Source organism: Salsipaludibacter albus (assembly GCF_019798055.1).
In the GTDB taxonomy this organism is placed as follows: Bacteria; Actinomycetota; Nitriliruptoria; order Nitriliruptorales; family Nitriliruptoraceae; genus Salsipaludibacter; species Salsipaludibacter albus.
Genome location: NZ_JAHOPH010000025.1, coordinates 1 through 26,891 on the forward strand (window position 1 = coordinate 1; position 26,891 = coordinate 26,891).

A 26,891-nucleotide genomic window follows, 5' to 3' on the forward strand; every position below is an offset into this window, starting at 1 on the left:
CAGCCCGAGGACCGCCCGGCACCGCCCGGGTCGTCGTCGGGCATGCCCCCGGCCCGTACGCGGGCCACTTGGCGACGGAACACGTCGGCCGACGCCGGACGGTCCTCGGGCTGCTTGGCCAGCAGCCCGGCGACGAGCGCGTCGACCCCCGGGGGGACCTGGCGCCGGGCGCTCACGGCCGCGGGGGTGAGGTGGAGGTGCTGGCCCAGGACGGCGGCCGACGTGTCCGCCACGAACGGCGGACGGCCGGTCAGGCACTCGAACAGCACGCACCCCAGGGCGTACAGGTCACTGCGGGGGTCGGCGCCCGACGAGCCGTCGAGCTGTTCCGGTGCGACGTAGGGCACCGAGCCCATCACCACGGCGGTCTGGGTGGCCGCCGAGGCCACCGCGCGCGCGATCCCGAAGTCGGCGACCTTCACCAGGTCGTCGTCCGTGAGCAGGATGTTGGACGGCTTGACGTCGCGGTGGACCATGCCGGCGGCGTGGGCAGCGGCCAGCGCCGCCCCGACCTGGTCCGCGAGCTCCAGCGTCGCGTCCACCCCCAGCGTCGTCTCGTCGCGCAGGCGCTCCGCCAGGGTCGTGCCGTCGATCAGCTCCATCACCAGGAAGTGGGTGTCGCCGTCGGAGGCGGCGTCGTGGACGGACACGACGTTGGGGTGGTTGAGCCGGGCGGCCGCACGGGCCTCGCGCTCGAAGCGGTCGACCGCACGCGGGTCGTCGAGGAGGTGCTCGGCCAGGACCTTGACGGCGACGCGACGGTCCAGGACCTCGTCGTGTGCGGCGTAGACCACGGCCATGCCCCCACGACCGCGTCGCTCGACGATCCGGTAGCGATCGGCGAGCACGGCGTCGATCGGCAGGTCCACGACGTCCCTCTCGAACTGGCAGGATCCCGGCCCCGGCCCGGATCACCGTCCGGGGGCGAGGCCGGACCGTCCCAAGGTAGGACACGCCCGGGCCGGCACCCCGAACGTCCGTCCCCGACCGGACCGGTGCGACGGAGGAGGACTACGCGGGGGCGACCCGGACCCTACGCAGGGGCGACCCGGACCCGGACGTCGACCGCGACGACGCCCTCTCCCCGGGGCCGCACGAACACCGGGTTGCAGTCGAGCTCGGCGATCTCGGGCAGGTCCTCGACCATCGTGTTGACCCGGTGCACGAGGTCGGTGAGGGCGGGGACGTCCCCGGGTGGGCTGCCGCGGTACCCCTCCAGCAACGGCCTGGTCCGCAGGCCGTCGAGCATCTCCTCGACGTCCCGATCGGTGACGGGCGTGATCCGGACACTCACGTCGCGGACCAACTCGACCAGGGTCCCGCCGAGCCCGACCAGGATCAGCGGGCCGAACGACGGGTCGTGGTTGACGCCCACCACCATCTCGATGCCGTCCACCATCTCCTGGACCAGCCACGCGTCGGTGTGCTCACCCAGCCCGCCCTCGCGCAGCCGGTCGGCCATCGCCTCGACCGCGTCACGGACCGCGTCGGGCGTCGCCAGGTCCAGCGCGATCCCCCCGACGTCGGTCTTGTGGATCGCCGCCGCGACCTTGACGACCACCGGCGTGTCCCATGCCGCCTGCACCTCGGCAGCCTCGTCGGCGCTGGCGACGATCGCGGATCGCGGCCGGGTCACGCCGTAGGCGTCGAGCAGGGCCTCGGCGTCGGCCTGGCCGAGCCAGGTCCCGTCGGGTGCCTCCGCCAGCGCCCCCTCGACGATGGCTCGTCCGGCGTCCGGGTCGACGCCCTCCGGTTCGACCACCTCGCCCAGTGGCGTCCGGCGCCACGCGGCGTGCGCCGCCACCCGCCCCAGGGCGCGGGCGGCGTCCTCCGGGAAGGCGTAGGACGGGATCCGCGCCCGCTCGAGCGCGGCGGGCAGGCCGGTCGTGGACATGAACACCGCCAGCACCGGGACGTCGTCGCCGAGGTCGGCGTGGGCCGCCACCATCGCCTCGGCGACGTCGTCGGTGCTGGTCGAGCCGGTGGGGATGAAGATCACCAGGACCACGTCGACCTCGCCCGACGCACCCAGTGCGCGGATGGTCTGTTCGTACCCGGCGGCACCGGCGGACGCGATCATGTCGACGGGGTTGGCCACGCCGGCGGCGGACGGCAGGAACTCCTCCAGGCGCGCCTGCAGGTCGGGACCCAGCGCCGGGACCTCCAACCCGTTGGACTCCAGCGCGTCCGCGGCCAAGATCCCCGGGCCGCCCGCGTTGGTGACGATGCCGACCCGGCGGCCACCGGGCAGTGGCTGGCTCGACAGCAGCGTCGCGACGTCGAACAGCTCCTCGAGCGTGTCGGTGCGGATGATCCCGGCCTGGCGGAACAGCGCCTCGACCGCGACGTCGCCGGCCGAGATCGCCGCGGTGTGGGACGACGCGGCGCGCTCGCCGGCTCCCGTGCGACCGGACTTGACCGCCACGATCGGCTTGGAGCGCGACACCCGTCGTGCGATCCGCGAGAACTTCCGCGGGTTCCCGAACGACTCGAGGTAGAGCAGGATCACGTCGGTGTCGGGGTCCTCCTCCCAGTACAGGATGAGGTCGTTGCCGGACACGTCGGCCTTGTTACCCACCGAGACGAACGTCGACAGCCCCAGCCCGAGGTCGGCCACGTGGTCGATGACGGCCAGCCCCAGCGCACCCGACTGCGACGAGAACGCCACCCGGCCCGGCGCCGGGAAGGTGTCGCTGAACGTGGCGTTCATCCGCACGCCCTCGGTGGCGTTCATGACGCCCATGCAGTTGGGCCCGACCACGCGCATGCCCCAACTGGTGGCGATGGCCATCAGCTCGTCCTGGCGGTCCCGACCCTCCGGGCCGGTCTCGGAGAAGCCGGCCGAGACCACGGTGACCGCCCGGACGCCCAGTCGGCCGGCCTCGTCGACCACCTCGTTGACGACCGGTGCCGGCACGCAGACCAGGACGTGCTCGGGGACCTCGGGGAGGTCCGACAGGGTGGGGTGGGCACGCACCGACTGGACCACCTCGGCGCGTGGGTTGACCGGGTACACGACCCCGGCGAACCCCCCGTGCAGGACGTGGCGGAAGACCATCCCGCCGATCGACGACGGGTCCCGGCTCGCACCCACCACGGCGATCGACGTGGGAGAGAAGAACCGGCGCAACGCGGCCTGGGCGGCCCGGCGGTCGGCGCGGTCCACCACCGACAGGAAGTCCTCGCCCAGGTCGAGGGTCATGTCCGACCGGACGGTCTGGTGGTCGCGACGGTCGTCGTGGGCGAAGCCCAGTTCACGGATCAGCCGGAGCATCCGTGAGTTCTCGGCCAGCACGTCCCCGGTGAGGGTGCGGATCCCGTGTTCGTGGGCGGCGCGCGCCACCGCGCGCACCAACGCGGACCCGATCCCACGTCCCTGGTGGGCGTCCTCCACCAGCGCGGCGAACTCGGCATGGCCCCGGTCGTCCTCGTCCCGGGTGAAGCGGGAGACGGCCACGATGCGTTCGTCGTCGCCGCGGCCGAGGGTCGCGACGACCGCGTACTCGTCGTCGGGGTCAAGGTCCGTGAACCGGCCGACCGTCTCCTCGTTGAGGTCGAAGTGGCCGTGGAAGCGCAGCCGGCGCGACTCCGGGGAGGTGCGCTCCCACATCCCCAGCAGGCGCTCGCGATCGTCCGGCCGGATCTCGCGGACGTGGACGGTCGTGCCGTCCCGCAGGACCTGGTCGAAGCCGGTGCTGGCGTCCGGTGGCATCGTCTCCCTCCCCGACGGGGTCGAGCGCCACCCTAGGTCGTGGTCGGCTCGGGGAAGTGGGCGGCGAGGTCGGGCCGCTCGAAGAAGTCGGCAGCGGCCCGGGCACTGGGCTCGCCCAGGTCCGGGTCCGCACCGCGCCGGGACAGCACCCGGACCACGTCCTCGAAGCCCTTGAAGACGGCGCCGGCCAGGGGGGACTGGCCACGGTCGTTGCAGCGATCGACGTCCCCGCCGCGGTCGGCGAGGTCGGCCACCAGGTCGGCGTGGCCGTGGTAGGCGGCCAGCATCAACAGCGTGTTCCCGTCGGGGTCGGTGAGGTTCACCGGGACGCCCTGGTCGACCCAGTCGAGGAGGGACGCGTCACCGTCCCGGGCCAGGTCGAGCAACCGGTGGGCCAGCTCCACGGCGCGGGCGCGGACGTCGCCATCGTCGGGCGGCGAGGCGGCGTCGCCGGTCGGCTGCTCCCGTGACGGGGTCGGGTCGTCGGGCATGGTGGTGGCTCCGTCGGGGTGCAGTCCATGGAACCACGTCGCACGAAACGTGCCTCGATCGCCGACCCCGGTCGACCCGGGGTGGTGTAGGGTCGAACGGCAGGACGGGGCGGCCTGGCACCACGGAGCAGGCATGGACGATCGTCCGCAGGACCCGACGCAGGCCCCGGCCAGCGTGGCCGCCGACCCCGACGACGACCCCGGGGCCGACCCCGACGCCGACGTGCGGGCCGGTGAGGACGTGGGCGGACCGTCCCGGCGATGGTGGTGGATCGGCGCGGCGGCCATCGCACTGGTCGCGATCGCGATCCCCGTGTGGTGGAGCCTCACGGCGCTGGAACGCGTGCCGGTCGACACCGACGCGGCACGACAGCGACTCGCCGACCGGGCCGTGACCGGTGTCGACGACCAGCCGCTCCCCGACGGCGGCGCGGCCACGGCGACCGGTGCGCCGGAGACCGGCGCTCCCGCGTCCCCGACACCCGCCGCCCTGCCCCCGCCGGGGTCGGACGCGGTGCGGTCGTTCCTGGTGATCGGCAGCGACGAGCGCGCGGCCATCGCGGGCTCGCGTGCCGACGTCCTGGTCGTCGGGCTGCTGCCCGCCGACGGCGGCGACCCGGTGATGTTCTCGCTGCCGCGTGACCTGTGGGTCGACGACCCGTGCCACGCCGGGCAGCAGCGGATCAACGCCGCCTACAACGGCTGTCCGGGAGTCGCCAACGGCTTCGAGCTGACCTCGATCGTGGTGGAGGACTTCACCGGCGTCGAGATCGACAACGTCGTCGCGATCGACTTCGACGGGTTCAAGGAGATCATCGACGCGGTCGGCGGCGTGGAGATCTGCGTCGACCATCCCGTCCGCGACCGCAGCGTCCGGGTGCTGTCGCTGCCGGCCGGCTGCAGCATGGCCGACGGCGCCACGGCGCTGGGGTGGGTCCGGGCCCGCAAGCTCCAGGAGCAGGTGGACGGCCAGTGGCGGGACATGGCCGGGGTCAACGACCTGACCCGCAACCGTCACCAGCAGGACATCATGCTGCAGTTGCTGCGCCGGGTCGGCTCGTTCGAGACCGTCACGAACCTCTACGGGTTCGCGCGTGGGGTCAGCGACAGCGTGACCCTCGGGGCCGGGCTGAACCTGCTCGACGGCGCACGGCTGGCGTGGTCGATGCGGGGCCGGGCCGGTGACGTCGACCGCTTCGCGATCCCCATCGAGGACTTCACGACCGGCGGAGGTGCCCAGGTGCTGGTGGCGACCGAGCCGTTCGCGACCACCTTCGAGCGCGAGGTCGGGGAGTCCCTGTCGTCGTTCGTCGAGGGCTGAGTCCTCATCCGTCCGTGGGGGCGGTGGCCGTCGCGGCGGGGGCGAGGAGCCGAGCCAGCGTCGCGCCGGCCAGCGCGATCGCGGCCACGACCATCAGGGCGATGCGCAGGCCGACGGCGTCGGCGACGACCCCGACCAGCGGTGGCCCGACCAGGAAGCCGAACCGGGAGAGCCACGAGGCGATCGCGATGCCGTCCCCGCTGCGCACGCCGGGGATCTCGCCCGACGCGGCCATGACCAGCGGGTAGAGCGTCGAGACCCCCAGTCCACCCAGGGCGAATCCGACCAGCACGATCCACGGCTCGGGACCCATCGCCGCCGTCCCGACTCCCACCGCGCCGAGCACGAACCCGCCCCGGGCCACCGCCACCGGCCCGAGGGCGTCGACCACCCGGTCGCCCAGCGTGCGACCGACCACCATGCCGGACTGGGACAGCACGAAGCCCAGGCCCGCGACGAAGGCGGTGGACCCGACCGTCTCGCGGAGGTGGATCGCCGACCACGAGGCGGCGACGTCCTCGATCATCACCGCGGCCATCAGCATCACCCCGAGCCCGGCCAGGGTCACGAAGGCCGTCCGGATCGCCTGTCGCACGCCGGGAGTGCCGGCAGTCTCGGACGTGGCGACCTCGTCCGGGCGCTCGGTGTTCTCCGGCCCGGGCAGGAGCAGGCGATCCGCGATCACCACGACCACGGCCAGCACCCCGGCCGTCACGACCAGGTGCACGCTGCGCGCCACCCCCAGGCCCACCATGGCCGACGCCACCAGGCCGCCGAGCACCGCGCCGAGGCTCCACAGCGCGTGGAAGGAGTTGATGATGCTTCGCCCGTAGCGACGCTGGACCCGCATGCCGTGCGCGTTCATCGCCGCGTCGGTGATGGTGTCGGTCCCGCCCAGGACCACCATGCCCAGTGCCAGCACTGGCCATGCGCCGGCCAGTCCGATGATGGGCAGCGCGACCAGCTGGAGCAACGCGGTCAGCGTGGCCGTCCGTCCCGAGCCCAGTCGTCCGATCAGCGGCCCGGCCGCGGCCCCGATGGAGATCGCCGTCAGCGGCCCCATCGCGATGGCGAGCCCCAGTGCCGTGTTGGACAGGTCCAGGTCGGCCTTGATGGCCGGGTACCACGGGACCACGCTGCCCAGCACGACGGCGTTGGACAGGAACAGCGCCGCCACGGCGCCCCGGGCCCGGCGGGTGGCGCGGTCGACGGGCCGGCGGGTGCGTGGTACCGCAACGGGGTCGTCGGGTGTGCTCATGCCGGCGGAGGGTACGCCCGGCCCCGCGTTGCCCGTCGTCGTGCCGGCCCGTACCCTTGCCGTTCGCCACGAACGTGGTGCACCACGGAGGGTTCGCCTAGTCAGGCCTATGGCGCACGGCTGGAATCCGTGTTGAGTCGCAAGACTCTCGGGGGTTCGAATCCCCCACCCTCCGCCAGGCGAAACTGCAGGATCCTTGCAGTAGAAGCCGTAGAACGCGCAATGACGACCCCGGCAAAATGTGCCGGGGTCGTCGCCGTGTGGGCCGAATCCGGGCAAACTGGTCACGAATTGGTCACAGGATTTTGCCCGAGGGGTGGTGAGGTACGGTCCGGCGCGTCTTCAGGCGTTGCCCGACGACCGTTCGGTTGCTTGCTCCGTGGCGAACAACTCGGCGGCGTGGGCGTCGACGGCGGCGCGGTCGGCGCCCTTGGGCATGTGGGTGTAGACCCTGGAGGTGACCGCGGTGGAGGCGTGCCCGAGCAGGGCACTGATCGTTGCCAGCCCGCTGCCGTTGGCGTCCAGGGCGGAGGCCAGCGAGTGCCGCAGGCCGTGCGGCCCGCCGATGTGGGGCAGTCCGCATTCGTGGGCGAGTCTCGAGAACTTGGTCGATACGTCGTCGGGGTAGAGGTAGCGCCCCATGCCGTTGGTGAACACGAGGTCGCTGTCCTGCCAGACGGGACCGAGGCGCCGTCGTTGCCCGTCCTGGCGGATTCGGTGCTCATGGAGGAGGTCGAGCAGCAGATCGCGATCGTGGACGTGGACAAGGAAGTGCGCCACCTCGGCGGCGGTCCAGGTCGGATGCTCGGCCTCGGTCGCACAGGGCTTGACGGCCCGGTCCGCGGGATTGGTGCGGAGCACGCCGTCCTGCACAGCGTCTTCGAGGATCCGGTGGGCGAGCCCGTGCACGTTGGCGATGGTCTTGGGGGCGAGGTCGTCGAGCAGGGCGGTGTAGTGGCGGGTGAACGTGTTGCCGTCCAACTCCTGGACCGGGACGTCGGCAAGTTCTGGCAAGAGGTGGTTGCGGAGGTCGCGCTCGTAGATCGCGTAGGTGGTCTCGGCCAGCCGTCCGAGCCGGAGGCGCGCTCCTGCGCTGTCGTGGAGCCAGCGCCGTGGCCCAGCCGCCCCAGCAGACTGTCAATATCTCGGTCGCGGTGAGGATGGAAGGTCAAGTCAGCCGTGGGGAGATCGGCCAGTTCTCCTACGGTTCGCAAGGCCCCTCAAGGGTGGCGAGTGCGGGGGATACCGGACGCCGCGAGTATCCGTGGTTTGCGGGACATCGCTGGCGCGGAACGGCTTCAGTTGGCTTCCAGGATGTGCTTGAGGCGGTCGACCTCACGCCGGGCCATGCGGTCCTCGGCGAACTTCAGCGCTGGCCCGGTGAGTCGCATCAGCCACGAGTCCAACAGCAGCCGACCCTGCATGACGAACCGTGTGCCGGTGTTCTCCTGCGTGACGCGGTACTGGTTCTCGGTCGTGGCCGGTCCTTCGACGACCCGGTAGGCGAACAGCCCGGCCTTGGGGTCGAGGTGGGTCACCCGACAGGTCATGGTCACGTTGCGGTACCACAGCAGCGACGTCGTGACGTGGATGTCGCTGCCCATGCGCGGTGGGCCCGCGTCGGCCCAGGACACCGTGCCCAGATGGGTGCGCCAGGTCGGGGTCTGTTCGATGTCCAGCAGGAAGTCCCACACGTCGCCGACGGGTCGTCGAATGGTTGTGGCCACACGGGCGCCGTCGAGCCACCCAGCCACGTCGACCTGCGCGTCCGAGCTCTCTGACATCGGTGCCCCTTGTGTGGCCGATCATGTGGACGCAAGTGTGCCACCGACATCGTCCTGTTCGACAGGGTGTAGTCCCCCGACCACACCAGGAATTTGGCTGGACGCCCGGCTCCGGTGTCCAAGCGCCGTGGCCAGCAAACGGTCGCCTGGGCCAGTCACCGCCTGAGCGTCCCTCCATCTGAAGACGCCGACCCCGCATGCGAGAGTGTCGGGATCGGGTGCGCATTCAACGGCTGGCGCGCGCGGTTCAGGCCAGTGCAGAGGCGGGCCGCAGCCACACTTGATCGCGATTGTCAACGTCTGGGGTCCGTCAGGTCAGACCGGCAACGTCGCGGCGCCGTGATTCCCGCCAGACCGTGGCTCCCAGGACGATCGCGCCGATCGCGGCGAACAGCGGGAGCTGGGTCACGATGGTGGCGAGCCCGAGGATGCCGAAGACCACGCCCAGCCATGTCGGCCAGTGCCTGCTGCGGGCGAGGATCGTCGAGACGATCATCCATCCGACCAGGATGACCCCGGTCACCGCCAGTTGGAGTGCGCTCAGCCAGCCGGGCTCGGGTTCGTCACCGGCGGCGGCCCATTCGGCCGCGGTCAGGCTCCACGCCTCTGGCACCAGGTAGACCAGGGTCAGCACCAGGAACGGCACCAGCAGCACGGTGCCGGTCACGCGCAGGACGGTGGCGGTCCAGTCGGACTCGAGTTCGGCGAGTCGACGACACAGCAGGAACAGTCCGATGCCCATCAGCAGCCAGCCCAGGCTCAGCAGCACCGACCCGACCAGGTAGTTGGTGTAGTGCGCTTCCAACCCGGCGAGACGAGCGGCGGGGTCCTCCTCGAAGTTGGCGTGGATCCCGGGGAAGCCGATCACCGGGATCATGAAGGTCACGCCCCCGGCGGCCATCACGCCGGCGGCCCGGAGCACACCGCTCCGGTCGCCTGCTCCCGGTGTGGCGGTTCGGTTCGACGTCTGGGACTGGGTGGACATGGTGGCTCCTGTCGGCTGCCTCGGTTCGGCGGCGGTCGCTGGCTCACCACTCACGCTACGAACGCCCGGGGACCGGCCCCATCCCCCTGCCCGCCGACCTCGGCTCCGGCTCGCCCCACCCTGCGACTGCGGCCAGCACCGTGGCGGAAGCGCAGGGCATCGACGATGATGGGGACACGATGACCGTCGACGGCCTGCAGGCGACGGGGAACGGCCGACCGTTGGCGTTCCTCCGCCGGGTGACGTCCCCGACGGTCGAACCCGCCCCGGCGGCACCCTCCGCCACGCTCCATCGCGTGGCGGTGTGGATGGTGGCCCTGGGAGCCGGCGCCGCGGTGGCGACGATCCTGCTCGACGCCCTCGGCGCCGCACTGCCCGGCTTTGCGCACACGTGGCGCGACTTCCTGGGGTCGACCGCGTGGTTCCTGGGCTACGGCATCCGGGTCGCCCTCGCGGTCGTCGTGCTGCGTCGCCGACGCCACAACGCCGCGGCGGCCTGGTTCGGCGTGGTCACCGGGCTCGAGCTGCTCGGCGAGCTCGCCGGCGCGCTGCCCGACGTCCTCGCTGCGGTTGGCAGTGGGCCGACTGGGATCGCGGCCACCACGCTCACCGAGTGGTGGTTGGCCGGCCTCACCGGGATCGTCGCCCTCCAACTGGTCGCCCGGTTGCCGTCCGGTGGGATCGAGGATCGGCTGCGTCGCTGGACCAACGCCGCGTGGATGCTCGTCGTCGTGCCCCCCCTCGCCTTCGCGACCAACCGGCTCGTGCCGGTGCCGTGGTACGCCGGCGAGCCGACCGTCACCAACCCGCTCCACCTGGACCTGTCCGAGGGGGTCGTCACCACGATCTCGGTGGCCCAGGGCGTCGTCGGGTCGCTGTTCCTCGTCGGGCTGGCCATCGTCGTCGTCCGCTACCTGCGGTCGGGGGCGACGACGCGACGGCAACTGCGGTGGATGCTGGGCGTCCCGGTCGTCGCGATCGGCATCACGGTGACGATCCAGCTCTTCCCCGACATGCCCTTCGGCGTGCTGTCGGTGGTGTCGGCCGCCGCCGTGGTCGCGGTGCCCGTGTTCGTGGCGCTGACCGTGCTCGGGCCCGGCGGCGTCGACGTCGACCAGGTGCTGCGCCGCTCGCTCGTGTACGGGGTCCTGTGGCTGGCGATCGCGACGCTGTACGTGGCGGTGGGAGCGGTCGTTGGCACGGCCGCGGGGCGCCGCCTCCCGGCGTTCGGCGCCGCCGTGCTGACCGTCGTCGCGACCCTGGCCTTCCAGCCCGCACGGCAGTGGCTCGAGCGTCTCGCCGACCGGTGGGTGTTCGGGAGCCGGGCCGATCCCGCCCACCTCGTGGCCGACCTCGGCTCGGCGCTGCAGGACACCTACGACGTCAACGAACTGCTGCCGACGATCGAGAGCACGCTCCGGCGTGGCCTGTCGATCGAGTGGGCCCGGGTCCGCCTCGACGCCGACGCCGAAGGACACGGCGACACCGATCCGGGCGACGCGGCGCTGCGCGTCCCGATCGTCCTGGGCGACGAGCGGCTGGGCGTCGTCGAGTGCGGTCCGCGACGCACCCGCCCACTGGGACCCGAGGACACGGCGGTGGTCGAGACCTTCGCACGGCAGGCGGCGCTGGCGATCGCCAACGTGCAGTTGACGACGGAGCTCACGACCAAGGCGACCCAGCTGATCGAGTCACGGGACCGGCTGGTCAGAGCCCAGGAGACCGAGCGGCGACGGATCGAGCGCAACATCCACGACGGGGTCCAGCAGGAGCTGGTCTCGCTCATCCAGCACGTCGGCGAGATCGAGCACGGCCGGGCGGCCGGCAGCCCCGTCGCGGACGACCTGGCCGACCTGCGCGACGAGCTCACCCAGCTGTTGACGACGCTGCGCGAGCTCGCGGCGGGGATCCATCCGAGCCTGCTCACCGACCGTGGGCTGCTCCCGGCCGTCGAGGCGCTCGCCGCCCGCCACCCGGTCCCCGTGGCCGTCCGGGTCGACCGGACGTTGCGGGGTCGGCGCTTCGCCGAGGCCGTCGAGGGCGCCGGGTACTTCACGGTCGCCGAGTGTCTCGCCAACAGCCTCAAGCACGGCGCTGCGAGCAGGGTCGAGGTGACCCTGGCACGCCGGGACGGGTCCCTGGTGATCGAGGTGGTCGACGACGGCGTCGGCCTCGCCACGACCCGTGTCGTGGGCAACGGCACCGGCAACGGCGTGCCCGACGGCACCGGCACCGGCCTGGGCAATCTGGCCGCTCGACTGGAGGCGCTGGACGGGGGCCTCACCGTGGAGTCCCGGACCGGGGCCGGCACGACGGTCCGGGCGACGGTGTCGCTCGTCGGCGAGCACGGCCAGTCGTCGTGAGCAGGACGTTGCGCGTCGCCATCGCCGAGGACCACTACCTCGTGCGCGAAGGTGTCCGTCGCGCGCTGACCGGGACGGGCGAACTGGAGGTGGTGGCCGCCGTCGGGACCGCCGACGAACTGGTCGAGGTCGTCGACCGCGAACGACCCGACGTGGTCGTCACCGACATCCGCATGCCGCCTGGCCACCGGTCCGAGGGCATCGATGCTGCCCGCCGGATCCGCGCGCGGCACCCCGACACCGGCATCGTTGTGCTGTCGCAGTACGCGGATGCCAGCTACGCCGTCGAGCTCCTCCGCGACGGCAACGACGGGGTCGCCTACCTCCTGAAGGAGCGCGTCGGCGACCGCGTGAGCCTGGTGCAGGCCGTCCGCAGCGTCGCCGACGGTGGCTCGATCGTCGACCCCACCGTGGTCGCCGCGCTCGTGGCACGGTCAAGCGTCCAGGAGTCCTCGGCCATCCAGCGGCTGACCCCGCGCGAACGCGAAGTCCTCGAACAGATGGCGCAGGGACGGACGAACGCCGGCATCGCCGAGCAGCTCAGCCTGTCGGAGTCGTCGATCGAGAAGTACTCCACGGCGATCTTCGCCACGCTCGGGCTGCGCGACGAGCCGATGGTGCATCGCCGTGTTGCGGCCGTGGTCGCCTACCTCGACGAACAGGGCCGCGCCACGGACTTCTAGCTTCTTCATAGGCGATTCGTGTCGCTCCTCGGCCAGTCACAGAAAGCGGGCCCAGGAACGAGCCGCAGCAAGCCCAATGACCGCGTCGACGAACGTCGCTCATCCCGGCCCCGATGTACGCCATGAGGTCGCCTCATCCGGCCCCGACGTTGGGACTTGAGTCAGAGTCCATACGACCTCGCGTCGCTCGCCACCCTCGATGCCGGCCGAGATCCCCCGCCTTCCGGAGTTCGACCGGCTCGCGAAGGTGTAGGTCTCCCGAGTTCTCCGAAGGCTTCGAGCACGGCCGCGGAAGTGGTGAGATCCCGTAGCTCTCCGATGGTTCGCCCCGAGCCCCAAAGTGGCGATACCCCTTGGTTCTACGAGGGCTGTCGTCCGTCGACCGGGGTGTCTAGATCCCGCGGCTCCCCGACGGACCTCGTGACCCTGGCGGTAGCTTCGCTATCCCACGGACCGGACGTACACGCCGCCGGCGTCGAGTATCGGGATCGGGTTGATGGCACATGCGTCGTGCTCGCGACCTCTCGGCCGTCGCTGTGCTTCAACTCCCGGTGTGCGGATGGGAAGGACGGCCGGCACCGCGAACTCACCACCCCTATCTGCGCTGAGCCCCGACGTGGCCCGGGGTCGCGTCTCGCTTCTGGAGTAACGGGCACTGTGTGCGCGAATTGTGCTGCTCACAGCCGTCAAGGCTCGCGGTACTCGTCTCTGTCCTGAGGTCAGTTCTTCACGACGCCCTACAAGATTCTCTTGCCATGCCTCGATCTCTTTGCTAGAGATGGACGTGGGCGGCGACGCAAATCGGACTCGAAGGTCCAGACCCTCGAGATCCGCGACGGAGATGGGTTTAGTCGAGATCGGGGCAGTCGACATGGCCAAGGTACACAGCGGCGAAAATACTCGTAGCTTCAAGGAAGTGGTACGTCCGGATGCTGCAGCACCACGTGCACCAACGGTGGCGCACCGGGGAGCACCTTCCAAGCCCGAGGAAGTGGATCTTGGCCCCCTGACGAAACTGCTTGGTCGCTGGGAGGGAAAGGGAACCGGCTGGAACATGATCGCCCTTCCCTTCAAGGACTCGCCCGCACCACCGCCGCCTATGCCCGGCGGCTTCAACTTCCGCGTGCTGATGAACCAGTACGACGAGGAACTCGTCTTCGACTTCGTTGACGAGAACGTGCCAAACCGTGGACTTCTCCGGCCTCCGGAGACGGAGTTCGATCAGCTCGTCAGCACCCTTGACTACCAGCAGAAGATCGCGCAGGTTGCCGTTGAGGACAAGCCTCCGAGCAACGATGCCGGTGGGGTCAACGCCCCGATCCACCACGAGCCCGGACTCTGGCTGTATATGCGGAATCTGCGTTCGGGGGACATCCAGGGGGAGATCAATATCGCACGACTCGCGTCCATCCCGCATGGGAACTCCGTTCTGGCCCTCGGCTTCAGCGAGGAGCATGAGGGCATGCCAGAGATTCCGCCGGTCAGTGGGCTCCCGATCGGACGCTTTGAGGATCTGTCAAATGGTGGCCACGACGTCAACTCTCCAGACGCCACCGCATCGGGCACGACGGATCCAGCCCAGCCCGACCCTTACCTTGATCCGTTTCGTCACTACATCGACAACCCTTTCACTGGCAACGTCACGACCGCAGGGTTTCCGGGCTTCACCCCGGCTGACATGAACAACCTTCTCCGCGTGGCCAACCAAGGTGTCCAAATCGAACGAACAACGGTTCTGACCATCGATACCACGCGACACAACGGAGGAGTTTCAAACGCACCATTCGCCGCACGCGAAGCGGAACCCGTCAGCATGAAGTCGACGTTCTGGATCCAAGAGCTAAAGAAGCAGGGCCCGAAAGGGGAACCCCGAATGCGACTACAGTATTCACAAGTCGTGATGCTCGACTTCTTCAATCCTCGGGAAGATGAACTTCCGGGCCGTGCCCAGTGGCCACACATCAGCATCGCAACACTCGAGAAGACACCCGGCGGCTACGACATGAAGCCCGGCTGAGAGCGCCTAGAGTCCGCGCGCGGTCATCGCGGGGGCCGGTTGCCGGCGCTTCGCCCGGCCCAGGGCGCGATCCGTGCGAACCTTTGAGATCCCGCAGCTCCCGACGGCTTCCACGTTGGCGGCCGGAGTGTCGATATCCCGCTGCCCGGAACTGATCACGCCCGGCCGGGTCGAGCATGGGGATAGGGGCGGTCAGAGTGCGTGTTCTGCAGCGAAGGCTTGGAGTTCGCGGTCCGGGAATCCGTGTCGATCGCGCAGTGGACTGGTCGGGGTCTGGGCGAGTTCCAGTGACACGTCCAGCAGCTCCCGGGGGATCTGGGTGTCGCGCAGGTAGTGGCGGGCGAGGTAGGCGAACTCGTTCATCACCCCGAGCACGCTTCGGTTGGCTGTTGGTGCCAGGCGAAGCTCGTCGGCTGCGGCCAGCTCTCGGTCGATGAAGGCCCTGGGAAGGCGGTGGGCGGCCAGCAGCTCACCGAGTGCGGCGGGGAACCGGTCCAGCAGGCCGGCGGCCGGGGCCAGCGGTGTGAGCAGCGGCACCAGGGTCGTTTCGTTGACGAACAGGGCCAGTTGTGGGCGGACGAACAGCGCGTTGGCGTACCAGTTGCCGAGACGGCCCGTGGAGTCCTCGTCGGCGGTTGGCGGGTCGGCACGGACGCGGTCGCGCAGCTTCTTGGTTGCGTGGATGACGATCACAGCGGCGGCCTCGGTGGCGGCGGGGCTGGCATGATGGGTCGTGTTCCGATCGGGGAGCTGGCGGTGGTCGACGAGGCGAAGATCGACGAGATGGTGTTGGCGCTGCTGTATCTGACCACCCACCAGCAGCACGGGCAACTTCGAGCATGGAAGGGCCACGACTGGGCGGTGCTGGCCCGCCTCCACGCTCAGGGGATGATCCTCGACCCGAAGTCCAAGGCCAAGTCGGTCGCCCTGACCGACGAAGGTGCCCGACGCTCCCGAGAACTGTTCCGACGCCACTTCGACGACGACGAGCAGTAGATCCATCTTGCGCGCTGGGCGTTGTGGGACGGGCCGCCTCACGCTGCTGGCAGCGGCCAACCGCGCTGGACGACGCCTCTGGGGCGGGTGTAGGCCGATGGTGTACCCACCATCGGAGACACCATGACCGTCAACACCGATCCGATCCCACTCGACGACGACCCCGAGGCCGTGCGGGTCGCCGGCGCGTTCCTGGCCGGCTACGCCTCACCTGCGACCCGCCGCGCCTACCGGGTGGACCTGCGCTACTGGTTTGCATTCTGCCACTGCCACCGCCTCCACCCCTACCAGGGCATCCGCCGCACCCACCTCGAGCTGTACCTGCGCGAACTCGAACAACTCACCCCCAAGCCGGCCAACACCACCCGCTACCGCCGCGTCGCGACCCTGTCCGCCTGGTTCGGATGGCTGGAAGACGAAGACCTCAACGTCGGCAACGCCGCCGCTCGCATCCGACGGCCACTGCGGCACCGTCGTCCGATGCCGTGGCTGGACCGCAACCAGCTCACCGATCTGCTCGCCGCTGCCGAGGTCGAAGGTGGTGCCGTCTACGCCACGGTGTGTCTGCTCGGACTCAACGGACTACGGGTCGCCGAAGCCTGCGCCGCCGACATCGAAGATCTCACCGGAACGGCCTACCAGCCGATGCTGCACATCATCGGCAAGGGCGACCGGCCCGCCGACATCGTGGTCAACCCGCGCACCCACCAGGCCCTCGACGCCGCCGTCGCCGGGCGCACCACCGGGCCGATCCTGGTCAACGCCTGGGGCAACCGGATGCGCCGCCACAACGTGGCCGCGATGCTGGTCCGCCTCGCCAAGACCGCCGACATCGACGTGCACATCACCCCACACGCCCTACGACGGTCCTACATCACCATCGGCCTGCTCCAAGGCGTGTCCCTTCGGGACATGCAGCGTGCCGCACGGCACGCCAAGGCCGACACCACCGTCGGCTACGACCAGTCCGATCAGTCCTTCCACCGCGACCCCACCTTCGTGCTCATGTCCGCCACCTCGCGATGAGTAGCGATGGCGGCGGATCCCACAGGTCCACGGCGACGGGGTGGAGGGGGCAAGGGGGCCGGGATCGGCCTTCGATCAACCGCCGCTCGTCGGTGGTGCCGTAGCCGCAAAGCGGCTTGCATGGCATAAGGTTGTAGTCATGGGCCAGGAACGGAGGCTGTCATCAAGGACGAGCCTGATGGCCAGCGAGGTTCCGGGCTCGGACCCGCCGGGGCTTGGGGTCGAACCGCTCGAGAATTGAAGTCGGAGCTCGATGAGTCCTATCGGCGCTACCCCGATCAGGCATCCGTCCCTCGGGGAACTCGCGTCGTCGAGCTCGTGGCGGCGATCATGCTCGTGGCGGTCATCGTGACGGCTGCCTGGGTGGTCATCGCTGCCCTGTAGCCCGGCACCATGGCACCCACCACGCCCCGTTCAGCCATTGGAGATCGGTGGATACCAAACGGCGTGAAGGCCGCAGATCCGGTTGGCGCCGTTCGATTCGCGCCGGAGCAGAGCGGTAGGCGCGGCTCCCGATGCGGTTCGCCCGGGACGTGCCCTGATGCTGACCGGCGGACAAGAGCTCGAAGCCCAGGTAGCCGGTCGGGCACGTCGAGAGCTGCATCCGCTGCTGGAACGTGCGCCGACCGTCGCCCACCGGAGGACCGGCGACGGCAGCTCGAACGGGTTCCCGTCCACGAGGTCCCCGCCGGCGACGTGCTGGTCGTGCGACCGGGCGAGGTCGTGCCCGTCGACGGTGTGCTGGTGGACGACGTCGCAGGCCTCGACGAGTCCCAGCTCACCGGGGAGTCGCTGCCCGTCGACCCACGTCGCCGGCGACGACCTGTTGTCGGGCGCGATCAACGGCGCCGGTGCGCTCACGATGCGTGCGACTGCCTCGGCGCGTGACAGCCAGTACCAACGGATCCTGGAGCTGGTGCGCGAGGCGGCCGAGTCCAAGGCGCCGGTTGTCCGCCTGGCCGACCGGATCGCGGTCCCGTTCACCCTGTTCTCGGTGGCGCTGGCCGCGCGGCTGTTCGTGGTCATCACCAGGACGCCAGTTTCCACCTGGCCGAAGACCGACCGGAGCGCGGCCAAGGCCACCCCCGGAGAAGTCAGCTTCCCGCTGCCTGGGTGGGGAGACGTGCCAGGGCCTTTGGAGCCGACCGGGACTCGACTTGGCGTGCGTTGAACGGAGACGGCAGCCCGCAGGCACGGCCCGTTGTCCAGATGCTGTCACCTGTGGTCAGCGCCGCGGCCCCGGCCGAGAGGGCAGGTTGCCCGGGACGCCATGCGACGAGGCCGTCAGCATCGGGCGACGTCCCAGGCTCGGTCACTCCACGCTCAGGGCGCCTTCCATGCCCTGACCGAAGTGTCCCGAGATGGCGCAGATGACCTGGTAGGTTCCGGGCTCGTCGATCGTGAAGGTGGCGGTCTCCGACTCGCCCGCAGGCAAAGCTTCGACCTCGAAGAGCACCTTGTCCTCGGCGAAGTCGGCTTCGGACTCGATGTCCTCGCCCAGCCTCAGGACCGCCCACTCGTGCTCGACGGTGCCGTCGTTGGTCAACTCGATCGTGAACGACTCGCCGGTCGGAACGGTCCAGGCCTCAGGCGTGAACTCGTATTCCCGGGCCGTGGCGTCGATCGACGCCGCGGCGTCGCTGGTCGGCTCTGACGCATCGTCGCCACACCCGCCAAGCACGACGGCCGCGGCCAGGACCATGGTCAAGATCTTGGATGATCGCATGTCAGACCCCCCCTCGGATCAAGCCCCGGAGGCGGCCCCCGGCGCCTGCAACCGACCCTAGGTCCCCCCAGCATCGTTGCCAAGAGGAGTCGGGTGCGTTCATGCGGCGCGTGTCGCGACCTGCACGATGTCATCCGCGATGGCCTCGTGGCAGTCTTCCTGCAGGAAGTGCTTGCGCGAGATCGCTCCAGGTCGGCCCGACCCCCGCATTCCGGGCTGTCAGACCGAGCCCCGGCAGGTCGTGGGAGATGCCACGGAACTCCCGAGCGGCCAGGTTGGGGAGCACCTTGCGGTACAGGAAGCTGCTGAGGGGAGGCCTGGTTGGGCTGGGTCGCCCCGCGCTGGTGTCCTGTCGCTTCTTGGGAGGCGGGGCCCGTACAGGTAAGGGAAGCCTGACCGTCGTGGACTCGACGTGGGCAATGCCGTACACCACCAGCATGGACCGGTGGCGTTCGCTCGACCCCCTGCTGTTGGCCACGCTGGTCGTGGGCGGTTCGGCCCTGGCTGCCCAGCAGCTGGGCAGTCCTGACGTCGCAGCTGTCGTGCTGGTCGGCTTCACCGGGTTCATGGCAGCGCGCGAGGCTCGGGCGATGATGGCCAGCCTTCGGGCGGGCACGTGGGGCATCGACGTGCTGGCGGTGATGGCGATCGTGGCCACGCTCGCGGTGGGGGAGTACTGGGCGGCGTGGATCGTGGTCCTGATGCTGACTGGTGGACAGGAGCTCGAGGCGCAGGCAGCCGGCCGGGCACGTCGGGAGTTGCATGCGCTGCTGGAACGTGTGCCGACCGTCGCCCACCGGAGGACCGGCGACGGCCAGCTGGAGCAGGTTGCGGTCGACGAGGTCGCCGTCGGCGACGTGCTGGTGGTGCGACCGGGCGAGGTCGTGGCCGTCGACGGTGTGCTGGTGGACGACGTCGCCGTCCTGGACGAGTCCCAGCTCACCGGGGAGTCGCTGCCAGTCGACCACGTTGCGGGTGACCACCTGTTGTCAGGGGCGATCAACGGCGCCGGTGCGCTCACGATGCGTGCGACTGCCTCGGCGCGTGACAGCCAGTACCAACGGATCGTGGAGCTGGTGCGCGAGGCGGCCGAGTCCAAGGCGCCGGTTGTCCGCCTGGCCGACCGGATCGCGGTCCCGTTCACCCTGTTCTCGGTGGCGCTGGCCGGTGGCGCATGGGCCGTGTCGGGCGATCCCACCCGCGTCGCCGAGGTGCTGGTGGTGGCCACGCCGTGCCCGCTGCTGATCGCGGCGCCGGTGGCCTTCCTGGCCGGGATGAGCCGATCATCACGCAACGGCATCATCGTCAAGGACGGCGGGACCCTCGAGCGGCTGTCCCGGCTGGCCACGGTCGCGTTCGACAAGACCGGGACCCTCACCCACGGGAGCCCGAGGCTGGCCCGGATCGTGCCGGGCCACGACACCGCCGCAGGCGTCGCGGGGGGCGGCCCGGGCAGTGAGGAGGTGCTGCAGCTGGCCGCCAGCGTGGAGCACCTGTCGACCCACGCCGTCGCCACCGCGATCGTGGCCACGGCCGACCAACGGGGGGTGCCCCGTCGACCGGCCCACGATGCCCGCGAAGAGCTTGCGCACGGGATCTCGGCGACCGTCGATGGCCGCCGGGTCAGCGTCGGAAAGGCGTCCTGGATCGACCAGGTCTGCAGCGGGTTCCCGCACCCGGAGCTGGAGCCTGGCGAACTCGCGGTCCACGTCGCAGTCGACGACAGCTGGGCCGGTTCGCTGGTCCTGGCCGACGCCGTCCGCGCCGAGGCCGCTTCCGTGCTGTCCTGGCTGCGCGACACAGGTATCGCCCACCTGGTGGTGGTCACCGGAGACGGCGCCCGCACGGCCCACCACGTCGCCCGAGCCGTGGGAGTGGACGAGGTCCATGCCGACTGCCTACCCAGCGACAAGGTCGACCTGGTCTCCGGGATGGAACACCGCCCGGTGATGATGGTCGGGGACGGTGTCAACGACGCACCCGCCCTGGCGATGGCCGACGTCGGCGTCGCCATGGGCGCCCGCGGCTCCACGGCCTCCAGCGAGTCCGCCGACGTCGTGATCATGGTCGACGACCTGCGCCGGGTCGCCCTCGCCGTCTCGATCGGGCGGCACACCACCCGCGTGGCCCTGCAGGCCATCGGACTGGGCGTGGCCCTGTCCGTCGCGCTCATGATCACGGCGGCATTCGGTCACCTGCCCGCCGTCGTCGGAGCCGCCCTGCAGGAAGTCGTGGACCTCGCCTGCATCCTGTGGGCCCTGCGCGCCACGCGGCCGGGCCGGCACGAGCCGCCGGCACAGCCCCGACCCGCGGAATCCCCTGGTCCATCGCCGTCCAGGCCACGGCGACGGACCATCGGGGACCAGGACGTGCCAGCCGACGGACGACCCGTCACGGAGTGACTCGCGCGAACGCCACGGGCCGTCGCTGGATGGGCCGATCGGGTCGGGCTCCCCCCACTTCGACCCGTGGTCAACCGGGTCTGCTCGACCCGGGCTCCGGCGTGCCGGCATGCACCTGCCCGGGCGCTCGGGGCCCGTGCGGCGACCTGCCCGCCTAGTCGCAGGACCGCAGCGCTGCGGTCAAGGTGTCTCGGCGGTGGCGGTCGGACTCCTGGGCATGTCGGGAGAGCCAGTGCCGGAGCGCCGTCGCAGGGCTCTGCGAGGACGGTCGGACCGGGTGCGCCGCGTGCGGCGACGGGGCCGGAGGATTCGTACGAGCACGAGGGTGGCCACGGCCATGGTGATGGCCAGGACCGACCACGCCAGCCACGGGTTGCCAGTGTCGGTGCCTGCCGTGAGCAGGTGTGCGGTGGCCAAGGCCCACAGCAGGAGGCTGGCCGCATGGATGCGTCGCCACAAGGTGACCCCGATCCGACGGCGCGCAAGGGACGTTGCCTCCACGGCGACCAGCAACCAGAACGCGACCACGCCGGCCGCCACCGGCAGCGATCGCCACTCGCTCACCAGCGGCACGAGCACGTCGGCCAGGTCGAAGTGCACCCATGTGTCGGCAACGAGCGCCGCCAGGTGGACGGCGGTGAAGGTGATCGAGAGCCCGCCGGTGGCGCGGTGCAGGTCCTGCAGCCACGCCGGGGTCGGTCGCCGCCCCAGGGCCCGGGTCGACAGGGCCAGGCCCAGCACGACCGACAGGCTGAGGACGGCCCACGCAACGATCCCGGTCGAGCGGGCCGTGAGCCACCAGATCTGGGGATTCATCGTCGATACTCCTCGAGTCCGGGCTGGGAGACGATCTGGTCGTCGACGACGACGAACCCGGTGGCCCCCACCGACCGCAGGGGACGGTGGTCCCCCATGGCCAGTGACGTGGCCAACACCTCTGCCAGCCAGCCGGCACCGGCGACGACCGTGGCAGACCAGGGCGGGTCTTCAGCCGGTTGGCCCGTGACCGGGTCGAGCAGGTGGTGGACCAGGCGACCGTCGTGCTGCCAGCACCGGTACGCCGGGGTCGACGTGGCGATGCCGGCGTCCGCGACGACCAGCGTCACAGTGGTCGCGCTTGCAGGAACAGCGACCTCGATGCCCCAGCCACCCGGTGCAGGAGGCTGGCCCGCAGCCCGGAGGTCACCGCCCACGTTGACCATGGCCCCGCCGGCCCCGTGTTCGAGCAACCACTCCACCACCAGGTCGGCGGCCAGGCCCTTGCCGATCGCTCCCGGGTCGAGGGCCACGCCGGCCGGGAGCCGAGCCCGACGACGACGGGGATCCAACTCCAACCCGGCGAGTCCGGGGGCGGACGTCGCGACTGGACCGGCGCGCGCGGGAGTGCTCGTCGCGTCGGGCGCGGTGCCCTCCGCTGCCACCCGTGCCGCCACCGCGGTGAAGGTCTCGTCGTACCCGGCAGCAAGCAGCGCCGGCAGCACGGTCGGGTCGAAGCGACCCGCCGTGAGCTCCCAGCCGACCCGGCAGCGCTCCAGCAGCACGTGGGTGTCCGCATGGACCGACACCCAGGAACCCTCGGCGCGCGCCAGTCGTGACACGTCGCTGTCCGGTCGGAACCGACTCCAGTGCGCCTCCAGTCGCCCCACGAGATCGCGAGCCACCGCGAGTAGACCGGGAGGCGCATCGACCACGACGACATGGGCGTCGCTGCCCATGGCCGGGAACACCATCTCCGCCGCACCCCGCCCGGGCAGAAGACCCGTGTCGAGGGGTCGGCGGGTCGGGGCGGGCGCATCCGTCATGGCGAGCATCCGGTCAGCTGCCGTCTGAGCGAGTCACCGGTGCTGGCGTCGCACCACCGGGCGCGGCGCTCGGTCGGGGCAGTGGCACCGGCGTGCCCTGGGTGCGACGGATCACCACGACGACCGGGTCGGGCGTGACGCCCGACGCCCGTTCGGACGAAGTCGCCGCCGGCGAGGATGCCCCCACCGGGGCCAGGACGGCCTCGTCCCGGGGGGCCGGGCGCTCGACGGCCATGCCGGCGACCAGTGCGAACGCCGTTGCCGTCGACATCCCGGCGGCCACGACTCGGCTGGCGGCGGCCGGGTGGGAGGCACGACGGTCAGTCATCGTCGTCTCGTCCCTCGCGGTCTTCGTCGTCCCCGTCCTCGTCGTGCTCGTCGTCCTCGTGCTCGTCGTCCTCGTGCTCGCGGTCGTCGTCGTCCCCGGACTCCTCGTCCTCGCGCCCTTCGTCCTCCTCGGCCCCGTCGTCGCGTCCGTCGGCCGAGGCGCTGGCCGGACCTCGTTCCGCCCCGTTCGGTGGCGCGTGGTCGGGGCCAGCCAGCACGTTGCCGTCCTCGTCGACATAGATCGTGGGTGCGTTGGTCGGGACGACCGGCTCGCCGCCGACCGCGGGAACCGAGACCGGGGCGAGTTGACCGACCGGCGCCTCGTCGGTGAGCATGCCGAGGTTCGCGGCGACGGCGAGCGATGCCGTGACGATGGTCAGGACCACGCCCAGAGCCGTGGCGAGAGCGGTCTTGCGAGTCATGGCGTGTCTCCGGCTGGTGGGCTCCTGCGTGCATCCATCACGCTACGAGTCGGCCCGTGAGGATCCGTCGTGGGCAACGCGGGGATCGCGTTCGCGATGTGCAAAGATCGTGCAAGGAGCGTCGTGGCGGCCCGCTCCCGCGAGCGTGCGGCCATAGCCTTGCCACGTGCCGGTCCGAAGGCTCCACTGATGCAGGTCCTGGTCGTAGAGGACGATCCCGCCATCGCCGCTCCGCTGGTCGGCGTCCTCGAACGCGCCGGCTTCTCCACGACGCACGTCAGCACGGGGCGTGAGGCGCTCACGACCGACCCGGGCGACCTCGTCCTGCTCGATCTCGGCCTGCCGGACATGGACGGGCTCGACGTGTGTCGCCGGCTGCGAGAACGCTCCGACGTGCCGATCATCGTGGTGACCGCGCGCGGCGACGAGGTCGACCGCGTCGTCGGGCTGGAGGTCGGGGCGGACGACTACGTCGTCAAGCCGTTCGGCAAGCGCGAGCTGGTGGCCAGGATCCGGGCCGTCCTGCGTCGCAGCGGCTCGGCACCGAACACCGGCCACGGCGACCATGCAGACCGCAGCGTGCTCGGTGGGCTGGTCGTGGACCGGCGCAGCCACCGGGTGCTGCTGCACGGCGACGAAATCGCCCTCACACCCACGGAGTTCGACCTGCTGGAGTTGCTGGCACGTGATCCCGGCGCGGTGGTCCGGCGCAGCGAGATCCTCGACGAGGTGTGGGACCAGGAGTGGTACGGGCCCACGCGCACCATCGACGTACACGTGGCGGCACTGCGGCGGAAGTTGGGGGACTCGGGCTGGGTGGAGACGGTGCGCGGGGTCGGCTTCCGGCTGGCCGAACCCGTCGCCGCCCCGTGACGCGACGACTCGTCCTCAGCTACGTGGCCATCGTGGCCGTCGTCCTGGCGGTCCTCGAGATCCCGCTGGGCATCAACTACGCGCGCAGCGAGCGCGACGCCCTCGTGACCAACCTCGAGCGCGACGCGGTCGTGGTCGCCGGCCTGGTGGAGGACCAGCTGCAGGGCGGGACCCGCCCGGTCGAGGCCGACCTGGGCGCATACGTCGAACGCACCGGGATCCGCGTGGTCATCACCGATGCCGACGGAATCTCCGTGATCGACACCGACGGGGACTTCGCAGTCGGCCGCGACTACTCCACCCGGCCCGAGATCGCCGACGCGCTGGCCGGAGGTCGCGCATCCGGAAGTCGCTGGTCGGCGACCCTCGCCGGTGATCTCGTCTACGTCGCCGTCCCGGTGGCGTCCGGGGGGCAGATCCACGGCGCCGTGCGCATCACCTACCCCGGCGCCGAGGTCGACGCCCGGATCCGCCGCAACTGGCTGCTGCTGGCCGGCGTCGCCGTCGGGGTCCTGGCCACGACCGCCGCAGTCGGCGTGGTGCTGGCCAGGTGGATGACCGGGCCGACACGCGAGCTCGGGGACGTCGTCGCGGAGGTGGCCGGGGGCCGCCTCGACCGCCGCGCACGAGGGGACTCCGGACCTCCCGAGATCCGTGACCTGGCGCGACGGTTCAACCTCATGGCTGACCGACTCGAGGAACTCATCCAGTCCCAACGCGCCTTCGTGGCGGATGCGTCGCACCAACTGCGCAGCCCCCTCACCGCGCTGCGCCTCGAGCTGGAGAACCTCGCGGACACCCCGGCCGACGAGCTCGAGCCCACGAGCTTGGACCGCGCCGTCGACGAGACCCGGAGGCTGAGCAGGATCCTCGACGGACTGCTGCTGTTGACGCGCGCCGAGGGCGTGCGGCCGGAGCCAGCCGTCGTCGACGTCGCGGCGATAGTCGATGACCGCGTCCGAGCCTGGCGACCTGTCGCCGAGGAATACGGCGTCACCCTGTCCTCCCCCCCGTCCGACCCCACGGCTGCGCTGGCCGTTCCGGGTCACCTGGACCAGGTGCTCGACAACCTCGTGGACAACGCGATCGAGGCCACCCCGATCGGCGGACGTGTGCAACTCACGATTCATGCCCTCGGTCAACTGGTCGTGGTACGGGTCGAGGACGACGGACCGGGCATGACCGACGCTGATCGGGAGCACGCCTTCGATCGGTTCTGGCGTGCCAGCTCCGCCCGACCAGGCGAAGGATCCGGGCTTGGGCTGTCGATCGCCAGGCAACTCTCCCGAGCGAGCGGCGGAGACCTGGTGCTGGGGCCTTCCGAGATGGGCGGCCTGCTCGCCACGCTCACGCTTCCTGCCGCCCTGGTTTGACAAGGCGGGAGGCAAAGGACGAGCGACGGCGGTAAGACTGCGACCCGGCTCCTCCAACGCGATGTGAATGTCACAGCATCGCTGTCCAACAAGTGGCGGGTCCGAGGCTTCGTAGGTACCTCAGGAACGTGCTTGTCCAGTAGCTGTCCGAGGTACCCCGCCGGTCCTGGAAAGGGTGCAGATCCCGCGCTCTCCGAAGGCTCCGGGGTCCGTGGCGAAAGTGTGTAGATCCCGTAGCTCTCCGAGTCCTCGCGGTCCGTCGCGAGAGTGTGTAGATCCCCCAGCTCTCACAGGTTTCAGCAACGTCATCCAAGGTTGCGATATCCGCGTCCTCAGAAGCGACCTGGGCGGGCCGAGGTCACGCCAGCGAAGCCGACCTCAACGCCGGCGAGCAGCACGGACGGGTGGTCTGCTGGCTCGGAGTTGCCTGACGAGGCGGATCTGGCGGATCGTGTTGGTCGATTGGGCTGCTGCCTTGCGCCACTGGGTGTGTTCGCGGGCGGCATGTTCGAGGCAGGCGGCTGACCAGCCCAGCGACGACAGCTCTTTGGAACCGCAGCGGCCTCGACGCCACTGAGGCGTCGAAGATCGGTGGGCCGCTCCTGCTGAGTTCGGTGACTCGCCGTGGCGGACAAGGCACGCGGTGAAGGGCCCTGCGAGATCCGGGGGGATCTACACACTTCGGCGCGAAGGAGCCTCCCCTCACGTCAGACCTGATCCCTCGGCGTGGGACCGAGCGGCGTGGAGGATCCGCAGGACGTCAATCCAGTCCGGACGGTGCCGGTAGAACACGACGTGGGGGAACCCCCGGACAACGGCACGGCGGACGTCGGTGTAGCCGGCAACCAGCGGAGCGCTCCGAGGAAAGGCCTCCAGCCGGCTGAACACTTCGTCCAAGGCGTCGTCGAGGCGCCTGCCGAGTCCGTGCCTGGCCGAGTCGTGGTGGTCGCGAGCTGCGCGCAGGTCGGCCACCGCCCTGGGGCCGAGGGCAACCTCGGTCACTCCGGCCACAGATCGGTGCGAACCTCGTCCCACGACCGACTCGCGTCCGGCTCACGATCCACGTCCGCGAGCGCCTCGTCGAGGAGGCGACGTTCTTCCTCGCTGGGCTCGTAGACCGGTTCACCGAAGTAGCGCCGCAACGCTTCCTGGAAGACCTCTGATCGGGATCGATGCTCGATCTCCCGCAGCCGCTCGACCATGTCGAACAACTCCTCGGGCAGGGTGACGGCGACCTTCTTCACGGCCATCGGCTCACTCCGTCGGACGAGTATGACAAGATCATACCTGCAGGCTGAGCGCGATCGTGGACACCCGAGGAGGTGCACCC

The 26,891-nt window shown here is 70.6% G+C and carries 26 protein-coding genes and 1 tRNA gene; 12 read left to right on the forward strand and 15 right to left on the reverse strand.

The features are described 5' to 3' along the window. The 3 genes from KR546_RS13885 to KR546_RS13895 form a co-directional block, all read right to left on the reverse strand. The coding region (locus KR546_RS13885) for a protein kinase domain-containing protein (RefSeq protein ID WP_238445318.1) at nucleotides 1-869 on the reverse strand (869 nt) is incomplete at its 3' end. 164 nt (nucleotides 870-1,033) lie between these two features. Further along, entirely contained in the window at nucleotides 1,034-3,712 is a 2,679-nt protein-coding gene (locus tag KR546_RS13890) for a bifunctional acetate--CoA ligase family protein/GNAT family N-acetyltransferase (protein WP_238445319.1), read from the reverse strand. Nucleotides 3,713-3,744: 32 nt separating this feature from the next. Next, complete coding sequence (locus tag KR546_RS13895) at nucleotides 3,745-4,203, reverse strand: ankyrin repeat domain-containing protein (RefSeq protein WP_238445320.1); 459 nt, start codon at nucleotides 4,201-4,203, stop codon at nucleotides 3,745-3,747. Between the two features lie 133 nt (nucleotides 4,204-4,336). Between KR546_RS13895 and KR546_RS13900 the strand changes: the two genes are divergently transcribed. Continuing rightward, the gene (locus KR546_RS13900) at nucleotides 4,337-5,524 is read left to right on the forward strand and encodes an LCP family protein (protein ID WP_238445321.1); all 1,188 of its coding nucleotides are present in this window, start codon (nucleotides 4,337-4,339) and stop codon (nucleotides 5,522-5,524) included. A 4-nt stretch (nucleotides 5,525-5,528) separates the two neighbouring features. On the opposite strand, the gene KR546_RS13905 is transcribed toward KR546_RS13900, so the two are convergent. Then, nucleotides 5,529-6,782 (reverse strand): MFS transporter, encoded by a 1,254-nt coding sequence (locus tag KR546_RS13905; protein ID WP_238445322.1) that lies wholly within the window; start codon nucleotides 6,780-6,782, stop codon nucleotides 5,529-5,531. Between the two features lie 86 nt (nucleotides 6,783-6,868). On the opposite strand from KR546_RS13905, the gene KR546_RS13910 reads away from it, so the two are divergent. Next, nucleotides 6,869-6,960 (forward strand) — tRNA-Ser (locus KR546_RS13910). Between the two features lie 164 nt (nucleotides 6,961-7,124). Here KR546_RS13910 and KR546_RS13915 read toward each other — a convergent pair. The 3 genes from KR546_RS13915 to KR546_RS13925 all read right to left on the reverse strand — a co-directional run bounded on the left by KR546_RS13915 (nucleotide 7,125) and on the right by KR546_RS13925 (nucleotide 9,551). Further along, nucleotides 7,125-7,796 (reverse strand): tyrosine-type recombinase/integrase, encoded by a 672-nt coding sequence (locus KR546_RS13915; RefSeq protein ID WP_238445323.1) that lies wholly within the window; start codon nucleotides 7,794-7,796, stop codon nucleotides 7,125-7,127. A 284-nt stretch (nucleotides 7,797-8,080) separates the two neighbouring features. Next, on the reverse strand, nucleotides 8,081-8,566 hold the full coding sequence (locus KR546_RS13920; protein ID WP_238445324.1) for a DUF1990 family protein: 486 nt from the start codon (nucleotides 8,564-8,566) through the stop codon (nucleotides 8,081-8,083). 310 nt (nucleotides 8,567-8,876) lie between these two features. Beyond that, the gene (locus KR546_RS13925; protein WP_238445325.1) at nucleotides 8,877-9,551 is read right to left on the reverse strand and encodes a hypothetical protein; all 675 of its coding nucleotides are present in this window, start codon (nucleotides 9,549-9,551) and stop codon (nucleotides 8,877-8,879) included. 179 nt (nucleotides 9,552-9,730) lie between these two features. On the opposite strand from KR546_RS13925, the gene KR546_RS13930 reads away from it, so the two are divergent. From KR546_RS13930 to KR546_RS13940, 3 genes are all read left to right on the forward strand, one after another. Then, entirely contained in the window at nucleotides 9,731-11,914 is a 2,184-nt protein-coding gene (locus KR546_RS13930; RefSeq protein ID WP_238445326.1) for a sensor histidine kinase, read from the forward strand. Further along, nucleotides 11,911-12,597 carry a response regulator transcription factor gene (locus KR546_RS13935; RefSeq protein WP_238445327.1) on the forward strand — a complete coding sequence of 229 codons (687 nt, stop codon included), beginning with the start codon at nucleotides 11,911-11,913 and terminating at the stop codon, nucleotides 12,595-12,597. The genes KR546_RS13930 and KR546_RS13935 overlap by 4 nt, the downstream gene beginning before the upstream one ends. Nucleotides 12,598-13,438: 841 nt before the next feature. Continuing rightward, nucleotides 13,439-14,614, forward strand: coding sequence for a heme-binding protein (locus tag KR546_RS13940; RefSeq protein ID WP_238445328.1), 1,176 nt, complete (start codon nucleotides 13,439-13,441; stop codon nucleotides 14,612-14,614). A 192-nt stretch (nucleotides 14,615-14,806) separates the two neighbouring features. Here the strand turns inward: KR546_RS13940 and KR546_RS13945 are convergent, their stop codons facing one another. Then, nucleotides 14,807-15,307, reverse strand: a complete 501-nt coding sequence (locus KR546_RS13945; RefSeq protein WP_238445329.1) for a DUF6933 domain-containing protein — start codon at nucleotides 15,305-15,307, stop codon at nucleotides 14,807-14,809. A 30-nt stretch (nucleotides 15,308-15,337) separates the two neighbouring features. On the opposite strand from KR546_RS13945, the gene KR546_RS13950 reads away from it, so the two are divergent. The 4 genes from KR546_RS13950 (at nucleotide 15,338) to KR546_RS13960 (ending at nucleotide 17,807) form a co-directional block, all read left to right on the forward strand. Then, nucleotides 15,338-15,610 (forward strand): DUF6429 family protein, encoded by a 273-nt coding sequence (locus KR546_RS13950; RefSeq protein WP_238445330.1) that lies wholly within the window; start codon nucleotides 15,338-15,340, stop codon nucleotides 15,608-15,610. A gap of 123 nt (nucleotides 15,611-15,733) precedes the next feature. Next, nucleotides 15,734-16,636, forward strand: coding sequence for a tyrosine-type recombinase/integrase (locus KR546_RS13955; RefSeq protein ID WP_238445331.1), 903 nt, complete (start codon nucleotides 15,734-15,736; stop codon nucleotides 16,634-16,636). Nucleotides 16,637-17,029: 393 nt separating this feature from the next. Further along, entirely contained in the window at nucleotides 17,030-17,524 is a 495-nt protein-coding gene (locus tag KR546_RS19960; RefSeq protein ID WP_476661765.1) for a P-type ATPase actuator domain-containing protein, read from the forward strand. Beyond that, nucleotides 17,499-17,807 (forward strand): hypothetical protein, encoded by a 309-nt coding sequence (locus KR546_RS13960; protein WP_476661766.1) that lies wholly within the window; start codon nucleotides 17,499-17,501, stop codon nucleotides 17,805-17,807. Before KR546_RS19960 ends, KR546_RS13960 begins: the two co-directional genes overlap by 26 nt. Before the next feature lie 141 nt (nucleotides 17,808-17,948). Here the strand turns inward: KR546_RS13960 and KR546_RS13965 are convergent, their stop codons facing one another. After that, nucleotides 17,949-18,362, reverse strand: a complete 414-nt coding sequence (locus KR546_RS13965) for a cupredoxin domain-containing protein (RefSeq protein ID WP_238445332.1) — start codon at nucleotides 18,360-18,362, stop codon at nucleotides 17,949-17,951. A gap of 419 nt (nucleotides 18,363-18,781) precedes the next feature. On the opposite strand from KR546_RS13965, the gene KR546_RS13970 reads away from it, so the two are divergent. Continuing rightward, complete coding sequence (locus KR546_RS13970) at nucleotides 18,782-20,764, forward strand: heavy metal translocating P-type ATPase (RefSeq protein WP_238445333.1); 1,983 nt, start codon at nucleotides 18,782-18,784, stop codon at nucleotides 20,762-20,764. Between the two features lie 180 nt (nucleotides 20,765-20,944). On the opposite strand, the gene KR546_RS13975 is transcribed toward KR546_RS13970, so the two are convergent. The 4 genes from KR546_RS13975 to KR546_RS13990 are packed head-to-tail and all read right to left on the reverse strand — an operon-like array spanning nucleotide 20,945 to nucleotide 23,315. Then, nucleotides 20,945-21,580: a ferric reductase-like transmembrane domain-containing protein gene (locus KR546_RS13975; RefSeq protein ID WP_238445334.1), complete on the reverse strand. Its 636-nt coding sequence runs from the start codon at nucleotides 21,578-21,580 to the stop codon at nucleotides 20,945-20,947. Next, nucleotides 21,577-22,566: an FAD:protein FMN transferase gene (locus KR546_RS13980; RefSeq protein WP_238445335.1), complete on the reverse strand. Its 990-nt coding sequence runs from the start codon at nucleotides 22,564-22,566 to the stop codon at nucleotides 21,577-21,579. The genes KR546_RS13975 and KR546_RS13980 overlap by 4 nt, the downstream gene beginning before the upstream one ends. 13 nt (nucleotides 22,567-22,579) lie before the next feature. Beyond that, nucleotides 22,580-22,894 (reverse strand): hypothetical protein, encoded by a 315-nt coding sequence (locus tag KR546_RS13985; RefSeq protein ID WP_238445336.1) that lies wholly within the window; start codon nucleotides 22,892-22,894, stop codon nucleotides 22,580-22,582. Further along, nucleotides 22,887-23,315 carry a hypothetical protein gene (locus tag KR546_RS13990; RefSeq protein ID WP_238445337.1) on the reverse strand — a complete coding sequence of 143 codons (429 nt, stop codon included), beginning with the start codon at nucleotides 23,313-23,315 and terminating at the stop codon, nucleotides 22,887-22,889. Before KR546_RS13990 ends, KR546_RS13985 begins: the two co-directional genes overlap by 8 nt. A gap of 189 nt (nucleotides 23,316-23,504) precedes the next feature. Here KR546_RS13990 and KR546_RS13995 point away from each other — a divergent pair, with 189 nt between their 5' ends. Continuing rightward, entirely contained in the window at nucleotides 23,505-24,188 is a 684-nt protein-coding gene (locus KR546_RS13995) for a response regulator transcription factor (RefSeq protein WP_238445338.1), read from the forward strand. After that, nucleotides 24,185-25,561 carry a sensor histidine kinase gene (locus KR546_RS19770; protein ID WP_238445339.1) on the forward strand — a complete coding sequence of 459 codons (1,377 nt, stop codon included), beginning with the start codon at nucleotides 24,185-24,187 and terminating at the stop codon, nucleotides 25,559-25,561. The genes KR546_RS13995 and KR546_RS19770 overlap by 4 nt, the downstream gene beginning before the upstream one ends. Nucleotides 25,562-26,263: 702 nt before the next feature. Here the strand turns inward: KR546_RS19770 and KR546_RS19965 are convergent. Together KR546_RS19965 and KR546_RS14005 are read right to left on the reverse strand one after the other, a co-directional pair. Next, nucleotides 26,264-26,596 (reverse strand): type II toxin-antitoxin system RelE/ParE family toxin, encoded by a 333-nt coding sequence (locus KR546_RS19965; RefSeq protein WP_420804256.1) that lies wholly within the window; start codon nucleotides 26,594-26,596, stop codon nucleotides 26,264-26,266. Then, entirely contained in the window at nucleotides 26,560-26,811 is a 252-nt protein-coding gene (locus KR546_RS14005) for a ribbon-helix-helix protein, CopG family (protein WP_238445340.1), read from the reverse strand. Before KR546_RS14005 ends, KR546_RS19965 begins: the two co-directional genes overlap by 37 nt. Between the last annotated feature and the right edge of the window lie 80 nt (nucleotides 26,812-26,891).

Coding starts and splice junctions, on each gene's coding strand:
- KR546_RS13890 (WP_238445319.1), bottom strand. CDS start 3,712: ATGCCACCGGACGCCAGCACCGGCTTCGACCAGGTCCTGCGGGACGGC.
- KR546_RS13895 (WP_238445320.1), bottom strand. CDS start 4,203: ATGCCCGACGACCCGACCCCGTCACGGGAGCAGCCGACCGGCGACGCC.
- KR546_RS13900 (WP_238445321.1), top strand. CDS start 4,337: ATGGACGATCGTCCGCAGGACCCGACGCAGGCCCCGGCCAGCGTGGCC.
- KR546_RS13905 (WP_238445322.1), bottom strand. CDS start 6,782: ATGAGCACACCCGACGACCCCGTTGCGGTACCACGCACCCGCCGGCCC.
- KR546_RS13920 (WP_238445324.1), bottom strand. CDS start 8,566: ATGTCAGAGAGCTCGGACGCGCAGGTCGACGTGGCTGGGTGGCTCGAC.
- KR546_RS13925 (WP_238445325.1), bottom strand. CDS start 9,551: ATGTCCACCCAGTCCCAGACGTCGAACCGAACCGCCACACCGGGAGCA.
- KR546_RS13930 (WP_238445326.1), top strand. CDS start 9,731: ATGACCGTCGACGGCCTGCAGGCGACGGGGAACGGCCGACCGTTGGCG.
- KR546_RS13940 (WP_238445328.1), top strand. CDS start 13,439: ATGGGTTTAGTCGAGATCGGGGCAGTCGACATGGCCAAGGTACACAGC.
- KR546_RS13950 (WP_238445330.1), top strand. CDS start 15,338: ATGATGGGTCGTGTTCCGATCGGGGAGCTGGCGGTGGTCGACGAGGCG.
- KR546_RS13955 (WP_238445331.1), top strand. CDS start 15,734: ATGACCGTCAACACCGATCCGATCCCACTCGACGACGACCCCGAGGCC.
- KR546_RS19960 (WP_476661765.1), top strand. CDS start 17,030: ATGGCACCCACCACGCCCCGTTCAGCCATTGGAGATCGGTGGATACCA.
- KR546_RS13960 (WP_476661766.1), top strand. CDS start 17,499: ATGCGTGCGACTGCCTCGGCGCGTGACAGCCAGTACCAACGGATCCTG.
- KR546_RS13965 (WP_238445332.1), bottom strand. CDS start 18,362: ATGCGATCATCCAAGATCTTGACCATGGTCCTGGCCGCGGCCGTCGTG.
- KR546_RS13970 (WP_238445333.1), top strand. CDS start 18,782: ATGCCGTACACCACCAGCATGGACCGGTGGCGTTCGCTCGACCCCCTG.
- KR546_RS13975 (WP_238445334.1), bottom strand. CDS start 21,580: ATGAATCCCCAGATCTGGTGGCTCACGGCCCGCTCGACCGGGATCGTT.
- KR546_RS13980 (WP_238445335.1), bottom strand. CDS start 22,566: ATGACGGATGCGCCCGCCCCGACCCGCCGACCCCTCGACACGGGTCTT.
- KR546_RS13985 (WP_238445336.1), bottom strand. CDS start 22,894: ATGACTGACCGTCGTGCCTCCCACCCGGCCGCCGCCAGCCGAGTCGTG.
- KR546_RS13990 (WP_238445337.1), bottom strand. CDS start 23,315: ATGACTCGCAAGACCGCTCTCGCCACGGCTCTGGGCGTGGTCCTGACC.
- KR546_RS13995 (WP_238445338.1), top strand. CDS start 23,505: ATGCAGGTCCTGGTCGTAGAGGACGATCCCGCCATCGCCGCTCCGCTG.
- KR546_RS14005 (WP_238445340.1), bottom strand. CDS start 26,811: ATGGCCGTGAAGAAGGTCGCCGTCACCCTGCCCGAGGAGTTGTTCGAC.